Below are 16,004 nucleotides of genomic sequence, written 5' to 3' on the forward strand. Positions count from 1 at the left end.
GGCTCACCGTCCCCGGGGCAGGCCGAGGACGCGCTCGGCGATGATGTTCTGCTGGATCTGCGAGGTGCCCGCGGCGATGGTGTACGAGAGGGACGACAGCCGCCCCGTCGTCCACTCGTGCCCGGCGTCCAGCGCCCTGGGGCCGAGCACCTCGGCAGCCGCGTCGTAGAGCTCCTGGCGTGCCTGCGAGTAGCGCAGCTTGAAGACGGAGCCGCCCACCCCCGGCGCCCCGCTGCCGCCTTCCCGCAGACTCGCCTCGGCCTCGCTGACGTTCCACTGCACCAGGCGCCACAGGGCGGAGAACTCGGCGTTGAGCCTGCCGAGCCTGCGCCGCAGGACGGCGTCCTGCCATCGGCCGTTGTCGTGTGCTTCCCGGGCGAGCCGGACGAGGGTGCGCCGGCAGGCGATCACCTCACCGGCGAACGCCGTGCCGCGCTCGAAGGCGAGGGTGACCATGCACACGCGCCAGCCGTCGTTCTCCGCGCCCACCCGGTTGGCGACGGGCACCCGCACCCCGTCGAGGAAGACCTCGGCGAACTCGGCCGTCCCCGTGAGGGTGCGCAGCGGGCGGACGGTGATGCCGGGGGCATCCATCGGCATCACCAGCCAGGAAAGGCCCTTATGGCCGGGGGCGGCCGGGTCGGTGCGCACCAGCAGTTCGCACCAGTCGGCCACCTGGGCGTGGGAGGTCCACACCTTGCTGCCGGTGACGACGTACGCGTCGCCGTCGCGCACCGCCCGCGTGCGCAGGGAGGCGAGGTCCGAGCCGGCCTCGGGTTCGGAGAAGCCCTGGCACCACACCTCCTCGCCGCGCAGGATCGGCGGCAGCCACCGGGCCTTCTGTGCGGCCGTGCCCTCGGCTGCGATGGTGGGGCCGGCGTGGAGCAGCCCGACGAAGTTCGCTCCGACATAGGGGGCGCCGGCCCGTTCGGTCTCCTCCAGGAAGATCAGGTGCCGGGTGGGGCCGGCACCGCCGCCGCCCGCGTCGGCCGGCCAGTGCAGTCCGGCGTACCCCGCGTCGTGCAACGCCCGCTGCCAGGCGCAGTCGTAGGCGCGGCGGGCGGGCCAGTCGGCCGGGTCCGGCGGGGCGGGCAGTGCGGGCAGCGTCTCGCGCAGCCAGCGCCGCAGCCGCGCCCGGAACGCCTGCTCTTGCGGGGTGCTGGTGAGGTCCACGGCGCTCAGGCCCCCGCACCGTCGGGGCCGCAGGCGAGGTCGAGGCCGAGCATGCGGATGGCGTTGCCGCGCAGGATCTTGTGGACGGTGACGTCGTCGAGGCCCCGGACGTGGTCGAGGGCGACCTGGCGGGTGTGGGGCCAGGTGGAGTCGACGTGGGGGTAGTCGGTCTCGAAGGTGGCGTTGTCGCGTCCGACGGCATCCAGCGAGGCGACGCCGTGCTTGTCGCGGAAGAAGCAGCAGAAGACCTGGCGGTAGTAGTAGCCCGAGGGCGGTTCGGGCACCAGGTCGCGCACCCCGCCCCAGGCCCGGTGCTCGCGCCAGACGTCGTCGGCGCGCTCCAGGGCGTAGGGGATCCAGCCCATCTGTCCCTCGCTGTAGGCGAGCTTGAGGCGGGGGAAGCGGACGAGGACGCCGCTGAAGAGGAAGTCGGCGAGCGAGGCCATGGCGTTGTTGAAGGACAGCGTGGCCTGCACGGCAGGAGGCGCGTCGGGGGAGGCGGCCGGCATCTGCGAGGAGGAGCCGATGTGCATGCACACCACCGTGCCGGTGTCCTGGCAGGCGGCGAAGAAGGGGTCCCAGTAGCCGGTGTGGATGCTGGGCAGGCCCAGGTGGGTGGGCAGCTCGCTGAAGGTGACCGCGCGCACCCCCCGGGCGGCGTTGCGCTCGATCTCGGCCACCGCCAGGCGGACGTCCCACAGCGGGATCAGGCACAGGGGGATCAGCCGGCCACCGCTGTCGCCGCACCACTCCTGGACCATCCAGTCGTTGTAGGCGCGCACGCAGGCGAGCGCGACCTCCTTGTCCGCGGCCTCGGCGAAGGTCTGCCCGCAGAACCGCGGGAACGTCGGGAAGCACAACGAAGCCTCCACGTGCCCCACGTCCATGTCCTTCAGGCGCTCGCCCGGATCCCAGCACCCGGGGCGCATGTCCGCGCGGGTGATGCCCTCCAGCGTCATCGCGTCCCGGTCGAAGCCCACCGCCGCGATCACCCGCTTGTACGGGAAGAGGTTCCCCTCGTACTCCCACCAGTCCGTGGGCTCGCCCTCCGGGTCGGTGGTGAAGCGGTACCGGCCCCCCACGTACGCGAGCTCGCCGATTCCGGCGGTCAGCGGCTTCGGACCCCGCTCGCGGTACTTCGCCGGCAGCCAGGTGTCGAAGAGATGCGCCGGCTCGATGACGTGGTCGTCGACGCTGACGATGCGCGGCAGGTCCATGAGCACACCTCGCAATCTGACGTACCGTCAGTTAATGCGGAGGCTAGCCCGCACCCCCTGGACCGGCAAGGCGCGGCGACCTACGCTCCACGACATTGCTGACGCTTCATCAGGTCTTCGGCCGACGTCTTGGGGGTCGCCGTGCAGCGCGTCATCACCGCTGGGGAGCCCGCCGGGGGCCTCGACCGCTCCCCCACCCTGTGGGAGCTTCTGAGCCGCCGTGCCGCCCTCACCCCGGACGCACCGGCCTTCGTCCAGGCGGACTCCCCGGCCGCCGACGGCCCGGCCGGCGACCGGCGGATCACCTTCGGCGCCCTGCGCACCCGGGCCGAGGCGGTCGCCGCCTGGTTGCACATGCTGGGCGTACGGCCGGGCAGCCGGTTCGTCTGGCAGCTGCCCACGCGTATCGAGACCGTCGTCCTCAGCTTCGCGCTGGCGCGGCTCGGGGCGGTCCAGTCGCCCTTCGTCCCCGCCTACCGCGACCGCGAGGCCGGGCACGCGCTGCGGGCAACAAATGCCGCGTTCCTCGCGGTGCCCGGAGTGCTGCGGGGCTTCGACCACACGGCGATGGCCCGCCGACTGGCCCGCGCCCTGCCCGTGCCCCCGCTCGTCGTGACCGCCTACGACGCCCTGCCGGAAGCGGACCCCGCACCGCTGCCGCCCCCGCCCGCCGACGGCACGGAGGTCCGCTGGATCCACTGGACCTCCGGCACCACGGCCGACCCCAAAGGCGTCCTGCATTCCGACCGGAGCCTGATCGCCGCCGGGGCCCACCTCGCCGAGGCGCTCGGCACCACGGCCGCCGACGTCGGGTCCATGGCCTTCCCGTACGCGCACGTGGCGGGCCCGGACTACACGGTGATGGCGCTGCTGCGCGGCTTCCCGGTGGTGCTCTTCGAGCATTTCGCACTGCCCGGCTCGCTGGGCGCCTACCGCCGCCACGGGGTGACGGTGGCCGGCGGCTCCACCGCGTTCTACGCGATGTTCCTCGCCGAGCAGCGCAAGGATCCCGGCCGCCGGATCATCCCCACCCTCAGGATGCTGGCGGGCGGCGGAGCGCCCAGGCCGCCGCAGCTGTACGGCGAGGTGGTCCGCGAGCTGGGGTGCCGGCTCCTGCACGGCTACGGCATGACCGAGGCCCCCACCATCACCATGGGCCGCCCGGAGGACCCGCAGGAGCGGCTGGCCGGCACCGAGGGGCGGCCACCACGGTCCGGCATGGAAATCCGCATCACCGCGCCGGACAACACCCCGGCACCCGCCGGCACCGACGGGGAGGTGTGCCTGCGCGGGGACGCCGTGTGCCACGGCTACCTCGACCCCACCCATACGGCCGAGGCGTTCGACGCCGACGGCTTCCTGCACACCGGCGACCGCGGGCACCTCACCGACGACGGCTTCCTCGTCCTGACCGGACGCCTGAAGGACGTCATCATCCGCAAAGGGGAGAACATCTCCGCGCAGGAGGTCGAACAGCTCCTTCACCGCCACCCGGGCATCGAGGACTGCGCCGTCATCGGCCTGCCGGACGCCGAGCGCGGCGAGCGCGTGTGCGCCGTCGTCCAGCAACCGGCCGGGGCCCGGCCGCTGGCCCTCCAGGACGTCACGGCCCATCTGCGCGCCGCCGGGCTGGCCGTCCACAAGCTGCCCGAGCAGCTGGAGATCGTCGACGAGCTGCCGCGCAGCGAGACCCTGCGCAAGGTGCTCAAGCAGCCGTTGCGCGAGCGGTTCTCGGCTCAGCCGCCGGCGCGGTAGCTGGAGCGGGCCTGCTCGAAGAAGGTGTCCACCGAGCGCTGTTCGTCGATCGGCCCGCGCACCTGGATGACGTGGTAGCGGTCCCCCATCAGCACGGCCGCGTTGCGCACGTACACCTGACGGCCGCTGCTGTCGTTCCAGTTGAACGCGCCCTCGGCCGCCGCGGTGGTGCCGACGTCGACGCGTTTGAGGCCCGAGGCGCCCGACCACGAGGACGAGCGGTAGGGGGCCAGCTCCGGTTCCTTGTCCTGCTGGTAGGCCATGGGATCGCGACCGAACTCCGCCGCCTTGTCCCTGCCCGGCACCACGATCAGCTCGTAGTCGCCGCCGACGTAGACGACCTGGCCGCGCTCGTTGGCACCGCGGCGCTGCCAGTTCTGGGCGACGGAGACGGAGAAGCCCTCCGGGTCGGTGCGCAGGCCGAAGCCCTTGGCCGGGGCACCGGGGGCGGCGCCGCCCGCGGACGCCTGGTCCAGGGTGTCCGCCGCGGCGCTGTTGCCCGGCGCCGCGCTCACGGCACCGGCCGAACCCGTACGGTCGGTCGGCGCCCGGTCGGCGCTGTCGTCCGCGCGCGGCATGAACAGCAGGGCGTACACCACGGCGCCGATGAGCGTGAGCAGGATGAGGCCCACGAGCAGCCGGCCGAGGCGGTAGGGGGCCGGGGCCGTGCGCACCTCCTCCTGGCGCAGGTGCCCGGTGGTCTCCGCCGGACCGCGCTCCGCCTCACGCGTGGTGCGCTTGTGGCGCCCGTGCCCCACGGCCCGGCCGGCGGCCCCGGCCGGGACCCGGCCGCGGCGACGCCGGACCAGCTCGCCGCGGCGCCGGACGACCGGCAGCCGGCGCGCCTCGGTCGCGGGCGCGCCGATCGAGGGCACCGTGACCGTGCGGCTCCCCAGGTCGGGCTCGGGGGCCGAGCGGATCAGGGAGCGCAGCCAGCCGCGCAGTTCCTCGAAGTCGGGGCGCTCCGCCGGGTCCTTGCGCATGAGGGACTCGACGACGGGCCGCAGCGCGCCGCACTCCTCGGCGTACGCGGGCGGCTCGGCGCACACGACCTGGACGAGCTCGGCCGTGCTGTCCTCCGGGTAGGGGGCGTGCCCCTGCACGGCGCGGAAGAGCAGGGCGCCCAGCGCCCACAGGTCGGCGGCGGGGCCGACGGGCGGGGCGAGCTGCCAGTTCTCCTGCACGGGCCAGGCCTGTTCGGGCGCCCAGCGCTCGGTGACGGCGCCCACGACCAGCATGCGGGCCTGGCGGGCCCGTTCGGCGGCGAGGGCGTCGGCCGGTCCGGCCGGCAGGTCCCAGTTGCCCCCGGCCGCCGGCCCGGGCGATGTGGCCGGCTGCGGGGCGGCGTCCTTGCGGCCCGGCTCCCGCGCCGGGCCCGGCAGCAGGCCGTCCGGCCGGCCCGGTGGGGTGCTCTCGGGCGCGGGGGCGGTGCCGCTGGCAGCACTGCCCCCGCCCCAGGTCGAGGCCCCGGTGGCCGGCGCGGCGCCGGCCCGGGCCGCCGCCTTCGCGGCGGCGGCGCGGGCGGCCGCGTGATAGGCGGCGATGGCCCCGGACCGCACGGCGCGGGGGTCGAGCCCGCCGGTGCGCCCGGGCCCACCGGCGGCGCCCTGGTCGCGGTACGCGGGCCCGCCCTGCCGCGGCACGGCGGCGGCCCCGCCGGCCGTCGCGCCGGCCGTCCCGCCACGGTTCCCGGCAGGGCCGGGGGGTGCGGCGGTCGCCTGCGGCGCCCGGGGGCGGGGGACGGGGTCGTGACCGCAGAGGGCCTCCTCGGCCGCGCCCGCGGCCAGACCGGTGAGAATGGCGCGGCCGTCGTCGCAGATGAGGACCGTGCGGGCGGTGATGTTGCGGTGCGTCCAGCCCTGGTTGTGCAGGGTCCGCAGGGCGGTCAGGACGTCCGCGGCCACCTCGGCCGCCCGGTGCGGGCTCAGGGTGCGCTCGGCGAGCACGGCGGCCAGCGGGCGTGCGGAGACCAGTTCGCTGACGACCCAGAGACTGCCGGCCTCGGCGAAGACGTGGAAGACCTGGTCGAGCCGGGGGTGGTCGGGGATCTGCGCGGCGGCGGTGGCGGCCGTCAGGGCCCGGCGCACCGCGGGGTCGTCGGCGCCCCGGCCACGGCGCGCGCCGTGGCGCGGGGCGTCCTCGCCCACGACCTCCGCGTCGACGACCTCCGGCAGCGGCACCTGCCGGACGAAGACCTCCTGCCCGCTGTAGGTGTCGAAGGCTCTCGTCTCGACGAACTCGTACGCATCGGACGGGGGCTGCGGCAGACGGTAGCGGTCGGCGAGCACCCGGCCCGCGTAGTCGTCCACGACGCCTCCCCGATCGTGCGATCCCCTCGTGCCCACCGTGCGGCCCGGCACTGCCCCGAACGACCGTCAAAGGCGGTCGCCACGCGACGCTTTGACGGGCGCCTCGCGGTCCCGTACGGATGCGTACGGTCCCCGGTCCTTCACGATACGTGCCGGACCGGCCCCTCAGGGCCCGTACGGCTCAGTACGTCCCGGCCGGTCCGCCGGCGGCCGGGGTGCCCGGGGTGGTCAGCACGAGCGCGGCCTTCTTGTGCGGTGCGGGAGAGCCGCCCTTGTCCTCGTCCTTGCCGCCGCTCAGGGAGATCGCGAGCACGGTGCCGATGACGACGAGCACGACGACGACCGCCGCCGCGAGCAGGACCTTGCGCGGGACCACGTCGGTGAGGGAGGCCCGGCCGTACGTCGTGCCGCCGCGCAGGCCCCGGGCGCCCCGGGCGCCGGCGGCGACGCTGCCCACGCGCAGCTTCACGGGCTGCCCGGACTCCTCCGAGCGCGCGGCCGACGCGCTCACCGCGTCGACATCCCGCAGGGGCCGGAAGGCGCCGTGGTGGCGCTGGCCGGAGCCGGAGCCGGAGCGCGCGGCGGACGCGGCGGCGCCCGGGCGGCCGGCCGGGCCGGCCGCCGTGGAGGAGCCCGACCCGCCCTGCGACAGGGAGGGCGCGGAGGACGGCGTGCGCTGCGTGCGCTCCCCGCCGGACTCCCGCTTGCCCGCCTTCGCCGGGGCGGCGGACGCGCCGCCCGCGGGGCGGGCCGGCTTGTCCGGTATCGACGGTATGGCGATCGCCTGCGTCGCCTCCAGGTCCGGGTCGCGCTTCGGCTTCTTCACCTGGTGCTCGTCGGGGGCGTTGACTGCGTCCGTCAGCAGGGCGCGGGCGCCGGGCTCGTCCAGGCGCTTGTGCGCGTCCTTGGCCAGCAGGCCGTACATGACCTCGGCCAGCGGGCCCGCGTTCTTCGGCGGACCCAGCGGCTCGGTCATCACGGCGGTCAGGGTCGCTATGGCCGACCCCTTGTCGTACGGCGGCGCGCCCTCGACGGCCGCGTACAGCAGGCCGCCCAGCGACCACAGGTCGGCCGGCGGGCCCGGCTTCTGGCCGCGGGCGCGCTCGGGGGAGATGTAGGAGGGGGCGCCCACCAGCATGCCGGTGGAGGTGACGGAGGGGTCGCCCTCGACCTGGGCGATGCCGAAGTCGGTGAGGACGACGCGGCCGTCATCGGCGATGAGCACGTTGGACGGCTTCACGTCGCGGTGCAGGATGCCCTCGCGGTGGGCGGCGCGCAGCACGTCGAGGACGGCGAGGCCGACTTCGGCGGCTCTGCGCCAGTGCAGCGGACCGTCCTCGCGGATGACGTCGGCGAGCGAGCGGCCCTCGATGAGCTCCATGACGATCCACGGACGGTCGTCCTCGTGGACGACGTCGTAGACCGTGACGGCGCCGGCGCTGCGGATGCGGGCGATGGCCTTGGCCTCGCGCAGCGTCCGCGTGATGAGGCGTCGCTTCTCGTCCTCGTCGATGTTGGCCGGAAAACGCAGCTCCTTCACCGCGACGACCCGGCCCAGGGTCTCGTCCGTGGCACGCCAGACGGTGCCCATGCCACCGCGTCCGAGGACGCCTCCGAGGCGATAACGCCCGGCGAGGAGGCGCCCTGTCGTGCCCTGCGTCTGCTCCGCCTCCGACATGCGTCCCCTCTGGCAATCAGCTCTGCGACCAACCGACCCTGGCAGAGCGACCATTGTCTCTCATCCGCGGACCGGTGGAAGGCCAGGGTCCGAGAGCCCCGGTGACGAGTGCATGCCGAGGGGCACGGTGGCGCCTCCGCGGCTCCCTTTGTGAGGACTTCCTTCCGGAACGTCCGGTTCCCGTTGCTGCCGCCCTGTCACAAGACGGTCACCGGCAGCCCTTACGCGCCACTCACACCGGCTGGATGTCCGGCGCCCCCAGCCGGGCCGCGTCCGCCGTCAGGTCGTCCGGCTGGCGCTGCGACTCGCGTTCGGCCTCCACGCGCTTCTCGTAGTGCTCGACCTCCTTGTCGACCTGGGAGGCGTCCCAGCCCAGCACCGGCGCGATGAGGTCGGCGACCTCACGGGCGCAGCGCGTTCCGCGGTCGAAGGTCTCGATCGAGATCCGCGTGCGCCGGGTCAGCACGTCGTCCAGGTGCCGCGCCCCCTCGTGCGAGGCCGCGTAGACGACCTCCGCCCGCAGGTAGTCGTCGGCACCCGTCAGGGGTTCGCCCAGCGACGGGTCGGCGGTGACGTAGGCGAGCACCTCGTCGACCAGCGACCCGTAGCGGTTGAGCAGGTGTTCGACGCGGGCCACGTGCAGGCCCGTGCGCACCGCGAGCCGTGCCCGGCCGTTCCACAGCGCCCGGTAGCCCTCGGCGCCCACGAGCGGCACGTCCTCGGTGACGCAGTCGGCGACCCGCTGCGAGAGCCCGTGCACCGCCTCGTCCACGGCGTCCTTGGCCATCACGCGGTACGTGGTGTACTTGCCGCCCGCCACGACCACCAGCCCCGGCACCGGGTGGGCCACCGTGTGCTCGCGCGAGAGCTTGCTCGTCGCGTCCGACTCACCCGCCAGCAGCGGGCGCAGCCCCGCGTAGACGCCCTGCACGTCGTCGCGGGTGAGCGGCACCGCCAGCACCGAGTTGACGTGTTCGAGCAGGTAGTCGATGTCGGCGCTGGAGGCGGCCGGGTGGGCCTTGTCCAGGTCCCAGTCGGTGTCCGTCGTACCGATGATCCAGTGCCTGCCCCAGGGGATGACGAAGAGCACGCTCTTCTCGGTACGCAGGATCAGCCCGGTGGTGGAGTGGATGCGGTCCTTGGGCACCACCAGGTGGATGCCCTTGGACGCCCGCACGTGGAACTGCCCGCGCTCGGCGATGAGCTGCTGGGTGTCGTCCGTCCACACGCCCGTGGCGTTGACGACCTGCCGGGCGCGGATCTCGAACTCGCCGCCCTGTTCGAGGTCGCGCACCCGGGCGCCGACCACCCGCTCGCCCTCGCGCAGGAAGCCCACCACCCGCGCGCGGTTGGCGGCGTCGGCGCCGTAGGCGGCAGCCGTGCGCACGAGGGTGGTGACGTAGCGGGCGTCGTCCATCTGGGCGTCGTAGTACTGCAGGGCGCCCACCAAGGCGTCCTTGCGCAGGCAGGGCGCCACCCGCAGCGCCTTGCTGCGGCTGAGGTGGCGGTGCACCGGCAGCCCGCGGCCGTGCCCGGACGACAGCGACATCGCGTCGTACAGCGCCACGCCCGAGCCGGCGTACAGGCGCTCCCATCCTCTGTGCTGCAGCGGGTAGAGGAAGGGCACCGGCTTGACCAGGTGCGGGGCCAGGCGCTGCAGCAGCAGGCCGCGCTCCTTGAGCGCCTCGCGCACCAGGGCGAAGTCGAGCATCTCCAGGTAGCGCAGACCGCCGTGGATGAGCTTGCTGGAGCGGCTGGAGGTGCCCGCGGCCCAGTCCCGGGCCTCGACGAGGCCGGTCGCGAGCCCGCGGGTGGCCGCGTCCAGCGCGGTGCCGGCGCCCACGACGCCGCCGCCGACCACCAGGATGTCCAGTTCCCGCTCCGCCATCCGGGCGAGCGCCTCGCCGCGCTCGGCCGGCCCGAGTGTCGCTGTCCTCACCACTGCCTCCCGCCTGGCCGCTTCCGCGTACCCGCCGCGCGGGCGAGTACCCGTCCTCTCTTCGATGCTGCCCCAGATCGGCCGCCCGGGCCGTGCGCGAGCCGCCCGGCCGGGGCCCCGGACACCACACCCGGCACAGCTGGGCAATACCGGATATCAGTCATATATCCGCCTAACCTGATGTAACGGCCGAGCCCCGCCGGACGTCCCCCTTCCGGGAAGGACCGCATCGCCCCATGCCCGCCGCCATGCCCGCAGACCTCGCCGTCATCGGCCTAGGCCACCTCGGCCTCCCGCTCGCCCGGGCCGCGACCGACGCCGCCATCCCCACCGTCGGGTACGACACCGACGCCCGCACGGTCGCCGAGCTGCGCGCGGGCCGGGTGCCCTCCGGCGGCGCCGACGGCTTCACCGCGGGAGACGTGCGCCGGATGGTCGCCGCCGGCTTCCGCGCCACCACCGAGGACGCCGAGCTCGGCAGGGTCCGCACGGCCGTGATCTGCGCGCCCACCCGGCTGGGCGAGGACCGGGCACTGGACCTCGGCGCCGTCGGCGACGCCGCCCGCGCCCTGGCGCCCCGGCTGCGGCCGAACACCACTGTTGTTCTGGAGTCCACCGTCTACCCGGGCGCCACGGAGGAATACCTGCGTCCCATCCTCGAAAGCGGCTCCGGGCTGCGCGCGGGCCGCGACTTCCACCTGGCCTACTCCCCCAGCCGCCTGGACCCGGGCAACCGCCTCCACGGCCTGGCCAACACCCCCAAGGTCATCGGCGGCCTGACCCCCGCCTGCACCGAGGCCGCCGCCGCCTTCTACGGGCGGATCTGCGAAAAGGTCGTCCGGGCCCGCGGCCCGCGCGAGGCGGAGGCCGTCAAGATGCTGGAGAGCAACTACCGGCACGTCAACATCGCGCTGGCGAACGAGATGGCTGTCTTCTGCCACGACATCGGCGTCGACCTGTGGGACGTCCTGCGCTGCGCCGAGACCAAGCCGTTCGGCTTCCAGGCCTTCCGCCCCGGCCCCGGCGTCGGCGGCCACGGCGTGCCCATCGACCCCGGCGCCCTGCCCTCCTACCGCAGCCGCGGCCTCGGCGACCCGCTGCGCATGGTGGAACTGGCCCAGGAGATCAACGGACGCATGCCCCGCTACGTCATCCAGCGCTGCGCCGCGCTTCTCAACGAGCACGGCAAGTCCGCGCGCGGCGCCCGCGTCCTGCTGCTGGGCGTCAGCTACAAGCCCGACGTCGCCGACCAGACGGGCTCGCCGGCCCACGAGATCGCGGTCCGGCTGATGAAGATGGGCGCCCTGCTGAGCTACCACGACCCCTACGCCGCCCACTGGCACGTACTGGACCGGCCCGTGCCGCGCGCGGACTGCCTCTACGAGGCCGCGGCCGAGGCGGACCTGACGGTGCTTCTGCAGCACCACCGCACGTACGACCTGCAGGGGCTCGCGGTCAAGGCGCAGCTGCTGCTGGACACCCGGGGCGCGAGCCCCGCCGGCTCGGCGCACCGCCTGTAGGGCGGGCGCGCCGGAAGGCGCCCATGCGGCTGCCGCCGCGTGGGCGCGACACGGCACCCTGTCTGCGGGCACGTCGTGGCTTGTCGCGCAGTTCCCCGCGCCCCTACGGGGCGCCCATCAGGGGCGCGGGGAACTGCGCGATCGGCCACCGACGGCCCGCAGCCGACGCACCACCCCCAGGCCCGGGCCACCGGGCAGGCCCTAGAGGCGGCCGGTGGAGAGCATCCGCGGCTGGGCGTCGAGCACCGTCCGCAGCGAGGCGAAGTTCTCCACGCAGCGGCCCGTGCCCACGGCGACGCAGTCCAGCGGGTCGTCGGCGATGAGCACCGGGATGTCCAGCTCACGGCTCAGCCGCACGTCCAGCCCGCGCAGCAGCGCACCGCCGCCGGTCAGGACGATGCCGCGGTCCATGATGTCGCCGGAGAGCTCCGGCGGCGTCTCGTCGAGGGTCTGACGCACGGCCATCACGATGGCGTCCACCGGCTCGGTGAGCGCGTGACGGATCTCGTCGGCCGTCAGCTCCAGCGTCTTGGGCAGGCCGCTGACCTGGTCGCGGCCGCGGATGGTGGTGCGGTCCGAGGGCGCGAGGCCCTGGGTCTCCTCGGAGTCGCCGACCGCGCCGTTCGCGGGGGCCCAGTAGACCGGCGAGGCCGAGCCGATGGTCATCTTGAGCTCCTCGGCGGTGCGTTCACCGATCGCGAGGGCGTACTCCTTCTTGACGTACGACATGATGGCCGCGTCCATCGCGTCGCCCGCCGTGCGCACCGAGCGGGCGGTGACGATGCCGCCCAGCGAGATGACCGCGACCTCGGTGGTGCCGCCGCCGATGTCGACGACCATGCAGCCGGTCGGCTCGCTGACCGGCAGCCCCGCGCCGATCGCCGCCGCCATGGGCTCCTCCACCAGGTGCACCGCCCGGGCCCCGGCCTGGGAGGCGGCCTCGATGACCGCGCGCCGCTCGACACCGGTGATGCCGGAGGGCACGCACACCACGACCCGCGGCCGCGAGAAGAGGCGGTTGCCCATCACCTTCTTGATGAAGTGCCGCAGCATCCGCTCGGCCACTTCGAAGTCGGCTATGACGCCGTCCCGCAGGGGGCGTATGGCGACGATGTTGGAGGGGGTCCGACCGATGGTCTCCTTGGCTTCCGAGCCGACGGAGAGCACACTGCCGTCTTCGGCGTTGACGGCGACGACCGAGGGCTCGTTGAGCACCACTCCCTTGCCCCGCACGTACACCAGCGTGTTCGCGGTGCCGAGGTCGATGCCCATGTCCCTGCCGCTGAACGACTTGCTTTGCGCCATAAGTCGCCAGTATTCCCTATGATCGAACCTTTATATGGCGCTGACGAACAGCTGACACACAGTTCGGGCAAGACGAAGGGCCCGCACCGCGCCGTGGCGGTACGGGCCCGTTCGAAGCCGGAGGACGTCAGCGGTTGTCGTGCTGCGACGGGGCGACCGTCACCTCGACGCGCTGGAACTCCTTGAGCTCGCTGTAACCGGTGGTGGCCATCGCGCGGCGCAGGGCGCCGAAGAAGTTCATCGAGCCGTCGGGGGTGTGCGACGGGCCGAGCAGGATCTCCTCGGTGCTGCCGACCACGCCCAGGTTCATGCGCTTGCCGCGCGGCACGTCCTCGTGGACGGCCTCCATGCCCCAGTGGTGGCCGCGGCCCGGCGCGTCGGTGGCGCGGGCGAGCGGGGAGCCCATCATCACGGCGTCGGCACCGCAGGCGATGGCCTTGGGCAGGTCGCCGGACCAGCCCACGCCGCCGTCGGCGATGACGTGCACGTAGCGGCCGCCGGACTCGTCCATGTAGTCGCGGCGGGCGGCGGCCACGTCCGCGACGGCGGTGGCCATCGGGACCTGGATGCCCAGGACGTTGCGGGTGGTGTGGGCGGCGCCGCCACCGAAGCCGACGAGCACACCCGCGGCACCGGTGCGCATCAGGTGCAGGGCCGCGGTGTAGGTGGCGCAGCCGCCGACGATGACGGGGACGTCGAGCTCGTAGATGAACTGCTTGAGGTTCAGCGGCTCGGCGGCGGACGAGACGTGCTCGGCGGAGACGGTCGTGCCGCGGATGACGAAGATGTCCACGCCGGCGTCGACGACGGCCTTGGAGAACTGCGCGGTGCGCTGCGGGGAGAGCGCGGCGGCGGTCACGACGCCGGAGTCGCGGACCTCCTTGATGCGCTGCCCGATCAGCTCCTCCTTGATCGGAGCGGCGTAGATCTCCTGCAGGCGGCGGGTCGCGGTGCGCTCGTCCAGCTCGGCGATCTCGGCCAGCAGCGGCTCGGGGTCCTCGTAGCGGGTCCACAGGCCCTCGAGGTTGAGCACGCCCAGGCCGCCCAGCTCACCGATGCGGATGGCGGTCTCGGGCGAGACGACCGAGTCCATGGGGGCGGCCATGAACGGCAGCTCGAAGCGGTAGGCGTCGATCTGCCAGGCGATCGAGACCTCCTTCGGGTCGCGGGTACGGCGACTGGGGACGACGGCGATGTCGTCGAACGCGTACGCCCGGCGCCCGCGCTTGCCGCGCCCGATCTCGATCTCAGTCACGTCTGTGGCCTTTCCAATTGCTCTGGCGCTCCGTCTGCCGCATCCAGTATCCCCGAAGCGGCGGAGCCCGCGGCCTGGCGGTCGCGGGCTCCTGCGGCACTGTAGGAAGCTACGGCACTACTACCGGCGGGAGTAGTTCGGCGCCTCTACGGTCATCTGACGGCATCCTCCGGGGGGCAACCCCCGGACCCCCGGCCGGGGGCGCCGGGCTAGCGGCGGGAGTAGTTCGGCGCCTCTACCGTCATCTGGATGTCGTGCGGGTGGCTCTCCTTCAGGCCCGCGGAGGTGATCCGCACGAAGCGGCCCTTGTCCTTGAGCTCGGGCACGGTGGCGGAGCCGACGTAGCCCATGGAGGCGCGCAGGCCGCCGACGAGCTGGTGGGCCACCGAGGCCAGCGGGCCGCGGTAGGGCACCTGGCCCTCGATGCCCTCGGGCACCAGCTTGTCCTCGGAGAGGACGTTGTCCTGGAAGTAGCGGTCCTTGGAGTACGACCGGGCCTGGCCGCGGGACTGCATCGCGCCCAGCGAGCCCATGCCGCGGTACGACTTGAACTGCTTGCCGTTGATGAAGACCATCTCGCCCGGCGACTCCTCGCAGCCGGCCAGCAGCGAGCCCAGCATCACGGCGTCGGCGCCGGCGGCGATCGCCTTGGCGATGTCGCCGGAGTACTGCAGGCCGCCGTCGCCGATGAGCGGCACGCCGGCCGCGTGGCAGGCCTGGGCGGCCTCGTAGATCGCGGTGACCTGCGGGACGCCGATGCCGGCGACGACGCGGGTGGTGCAGATCGAGCCGGGGCCGACGCCGACCTTGACGCCGTCCGCGCCGGCGTCGATGAGCGCCTGTGCGCCGTCGCGGGTGGCGACGTTGCCGCCGACGACGTCGACGTTGATGTTGGACTTGACCTTGGCGATCATGTCGAGGATGCCGCGGCTGTGGCCGTGGGCGCTGTCCACGACGAGGAAGTCCACGCCGGCCTCGACCAGCGCCTGGGCGCGCTCGTACGCCTCGTCGCCCACGCCCACCGCGGCGCCGACGATCAGGCGGCCGCCCGCGTCCTTGGCGGCGTTCGGGTACTTCTCGGCCTTGACGAAGTCCTTGACCGTGATCAGGCCCTTGAGCACACCGCCGTCGTCGACCAGCGGCAGCTTCTCGATCTTGTGGCGGCGCAGCAGCTCGATGGCGTCCTCGCCGGAGATGCCGACCTTGCCGGTGACCAGCGGCATCGGCGTCATGACCTCGCGCACGGCGCGGCCGCGGTCGGTCTCGAAGGCCATGTCGCGGTTGGTGACGATGCCGAGCAGCTTGCCGGCCTCGTCGGTCACCGGGACGCCGCTGATGCGGAAGCGGGCGCACAGGGCGTCGGCCTCGGCGAGCGTGGCGTCCGGGCGGACGGTGATCGGGTCGGAGACCATGCCGGACTCCGAGCGCTTGACCAGGTCGACCTGGTTGGCCTGGTCCTCGATGGAGAGGTTGCGGTGCAGGACGCCCACGCCGCCCTGGCGGGCCATGGCGATGGCCATGCGGGCCTCGGTGACCTTGTCCATGGCGGCGGACATCAGCGGGATGTTGACCCGCACGTTGCGCGAGACCCGGGAGGAGGTGTCCACGGTGTTCGGCAGGACCTCTGAGGCGCCCGGCATCAGCAGGACGTCGTCGTATGTCAGACCCAGCATCGCGAATTTCCCGGGCAGTCCGTCGACGTTGTCAGTCATGACACCTTCCCAAATGGTCTTGCCCCAGCGAGGACTCCCATGCTAACGGCCGCCGCAAGGTGTCCCATTCCACGAGGAGTGAGGCCCGCATCACTTGGAGCTTCGTACGACGTGCCGTACGAAGACACCGCGCGAGGCGGG

9 protein-coding genes and 1 pseudogene are annotated in these 16,004 nt (G+C 73.6%); 2 read left to right on the plus strand and 8 right to left on the minus strand.

Translation table 11 applies throughout. From position 1 onward, the window contains the following. Positions 1-3: 3 nt before the first annotated feature. On the minus strand, positions 4-1,173 hold the full coding sequence (locus ABD361_RS12450) for an acyl-CoA dehydrogenase family protein (RefSeq protein WP_344435103.1): 1,170 nt from the start codon (positions 1,171-1,173) through the stop codon (positions 4-6). A gap of 5 nt (positions 1,174-1,178) precedes the next feature. Next, entirely contained in the window at positions 1,179-2,390 is a 1,212-nt protein-coding gene (locus ABD361_RS12455; protein WP_344435105.1) for an amidohydrolase family protein, read from the minus strand. 141 nt (positions 2,391-2,531) lie between these two features. On the opposite strand from ABD361_RS12455, the gene ABD361_RS12460 reads away from it, so the two are divergent. Continuing rightward, a complete protein-coding gene (locus ABD361_RS12460) occupies positions 2,532-4,145 on the plus strand; it encodes a class I adenylate-forming enzyme family protein (protein ID WP_344435106.1) in 1,614 nt (537 codons plus the stop codon). Here ABD361_RS12460 and ABD361_RS12465 read toward each other — a convergent pair. From ABD361_RS12465 to ABD361_RS12475, 3 genes and pseudogenes are all read right to left on the minus strand, one after another. Continuing rightward, a complete protein-coding gene (locus tag ABD361_RS12465) occupies positions 4,127-6,454 on the minus strand; it encodes a protein kinase (protein ID WP_344435107.1) in 2,328 nt (775 codons plus the stop codon). The genes ABD361_RS12460 and ABD361_RS12465 overlap by 19 nt on opposite strands. Positions 6,455-6,647: 193 nt before the next feature. After that, a pseudogene (locus ABD361_RS12470) lies at positions 6,648-8,132 on the minus strand (serine/threonine-protein kinase); the annotation flags it as partial. Between the two features lie 232 nt (positions 8,133-8,364). Further along, complete coding sequence (locus ABD361_RS12475; RefSeq protein WP_344435108.1) at positions 8,365-10,071, minus strand: glycerol-3-phosphate dehydrogenase/oxidase; 1,707 nt, start codon at positions 10,069-10,071, stop codon at positions 8,365-8,367. 248 nt (positions 10,072-10,319) lie between these two features. On the opposite strand from ABD361_RS12475, the gene ABD361_RS12480 reads away from it, so the two are divergent. Continuing rightward, a complete protein-coding gene (locus ABD361_RS12480; protein ID WP_344435321.1) occupies positions 10,320-11,591 on the plus strand; it encodes a nucleotide sugar dehydrogenase in 1,272 nt (423 codons plus the stop codon). 201 nt (positions 11,592-11,792) lie between these two features. On the opposite strand, the gene ABD361_RS12485 is transcribed toward ABD361_RS12480, so the two are convergent. From ABD361_RS12485 to guaB, 3 genes are all read right to left on the minus strand, one after another. Beyond that, positions 11,793-12,896: a rod shape-determining protein gene (locus ABD361_RS12485; protein ID WP_344435109.1), complete on the minus strand. Its 1,104-nt coding sequence runs from the start codon at positions 12,894-12,896 to the stop codon at positions 11,793-11,795. Between the two features lie 127 nt (positions 12,897-13,023). Continuing rightward, positions 13,024-14,151 (minus strand): GuaB3 family IMP dehydrogenase-related protein, encoded by a 1,128-nt coding sequence (locus ABD361_RS12490; RefSeq protein ID WP_344435110.1) that lies wholly within the window; start codon positions 14,149-14,151, stop codon positions 13,024-13,026. 209 nt (positions 14,152-14,360) lie between these two features. Then, positions 14,361-15,863: an IMP dehydrogenase gene (guaB, locus tag ABD361_RS12495; RefSeq protein WP_344435111.1), complete on the minus strand. Its 1,503-nt coding sequence runs from the start codon at positions 15,861-15,863 to the stop codon at positions 14,361-14,363. Between the last annotated feature and the right edge of the window lie 141 nt (positions 15,864-16,004).

Source organism: Streptomyces luteosporeus (assembly GCF_039532865.1).
Lineage (GTDB): Bacteria > Actinomycetota > Actinomycetes > Streptomycetales > Streptomycetaceae > Streptomyces > Streptomyces luteosporeus.

Bases quoted from the DNA above. Each gene is read 5' to 3' on its own strand.
- ABD361_RS12455 (WP_344435105.1), bottom strand. From the start codon at position 2,390: ATGGACCTGCCGCGCATCGTCAGCGTCGACGACCACGTCATCGAGCCG.
- ABD361_RS12480 (WP_344435321.1), top strand. From the start codon at position 10,320: ATGCCCGCAGACCTCGCCGTCATCGGCCTAGGCCACCTCGGCCTCCCG.
- ABD361_RS12485 (WP_344435109.1), bottom strand. From the start codon at position 12,896: ATGGCGCAAAGCAAGTCGTTCAGCGGCAGGGACATGGGCATCGACCTC.
- guaB (WP_344435111.1), bottom strand. From the start codon at position 15,863: ATGACTGACAACGTCGACGGACTGCCCGGGAAATTCGCGATGCTGGGT.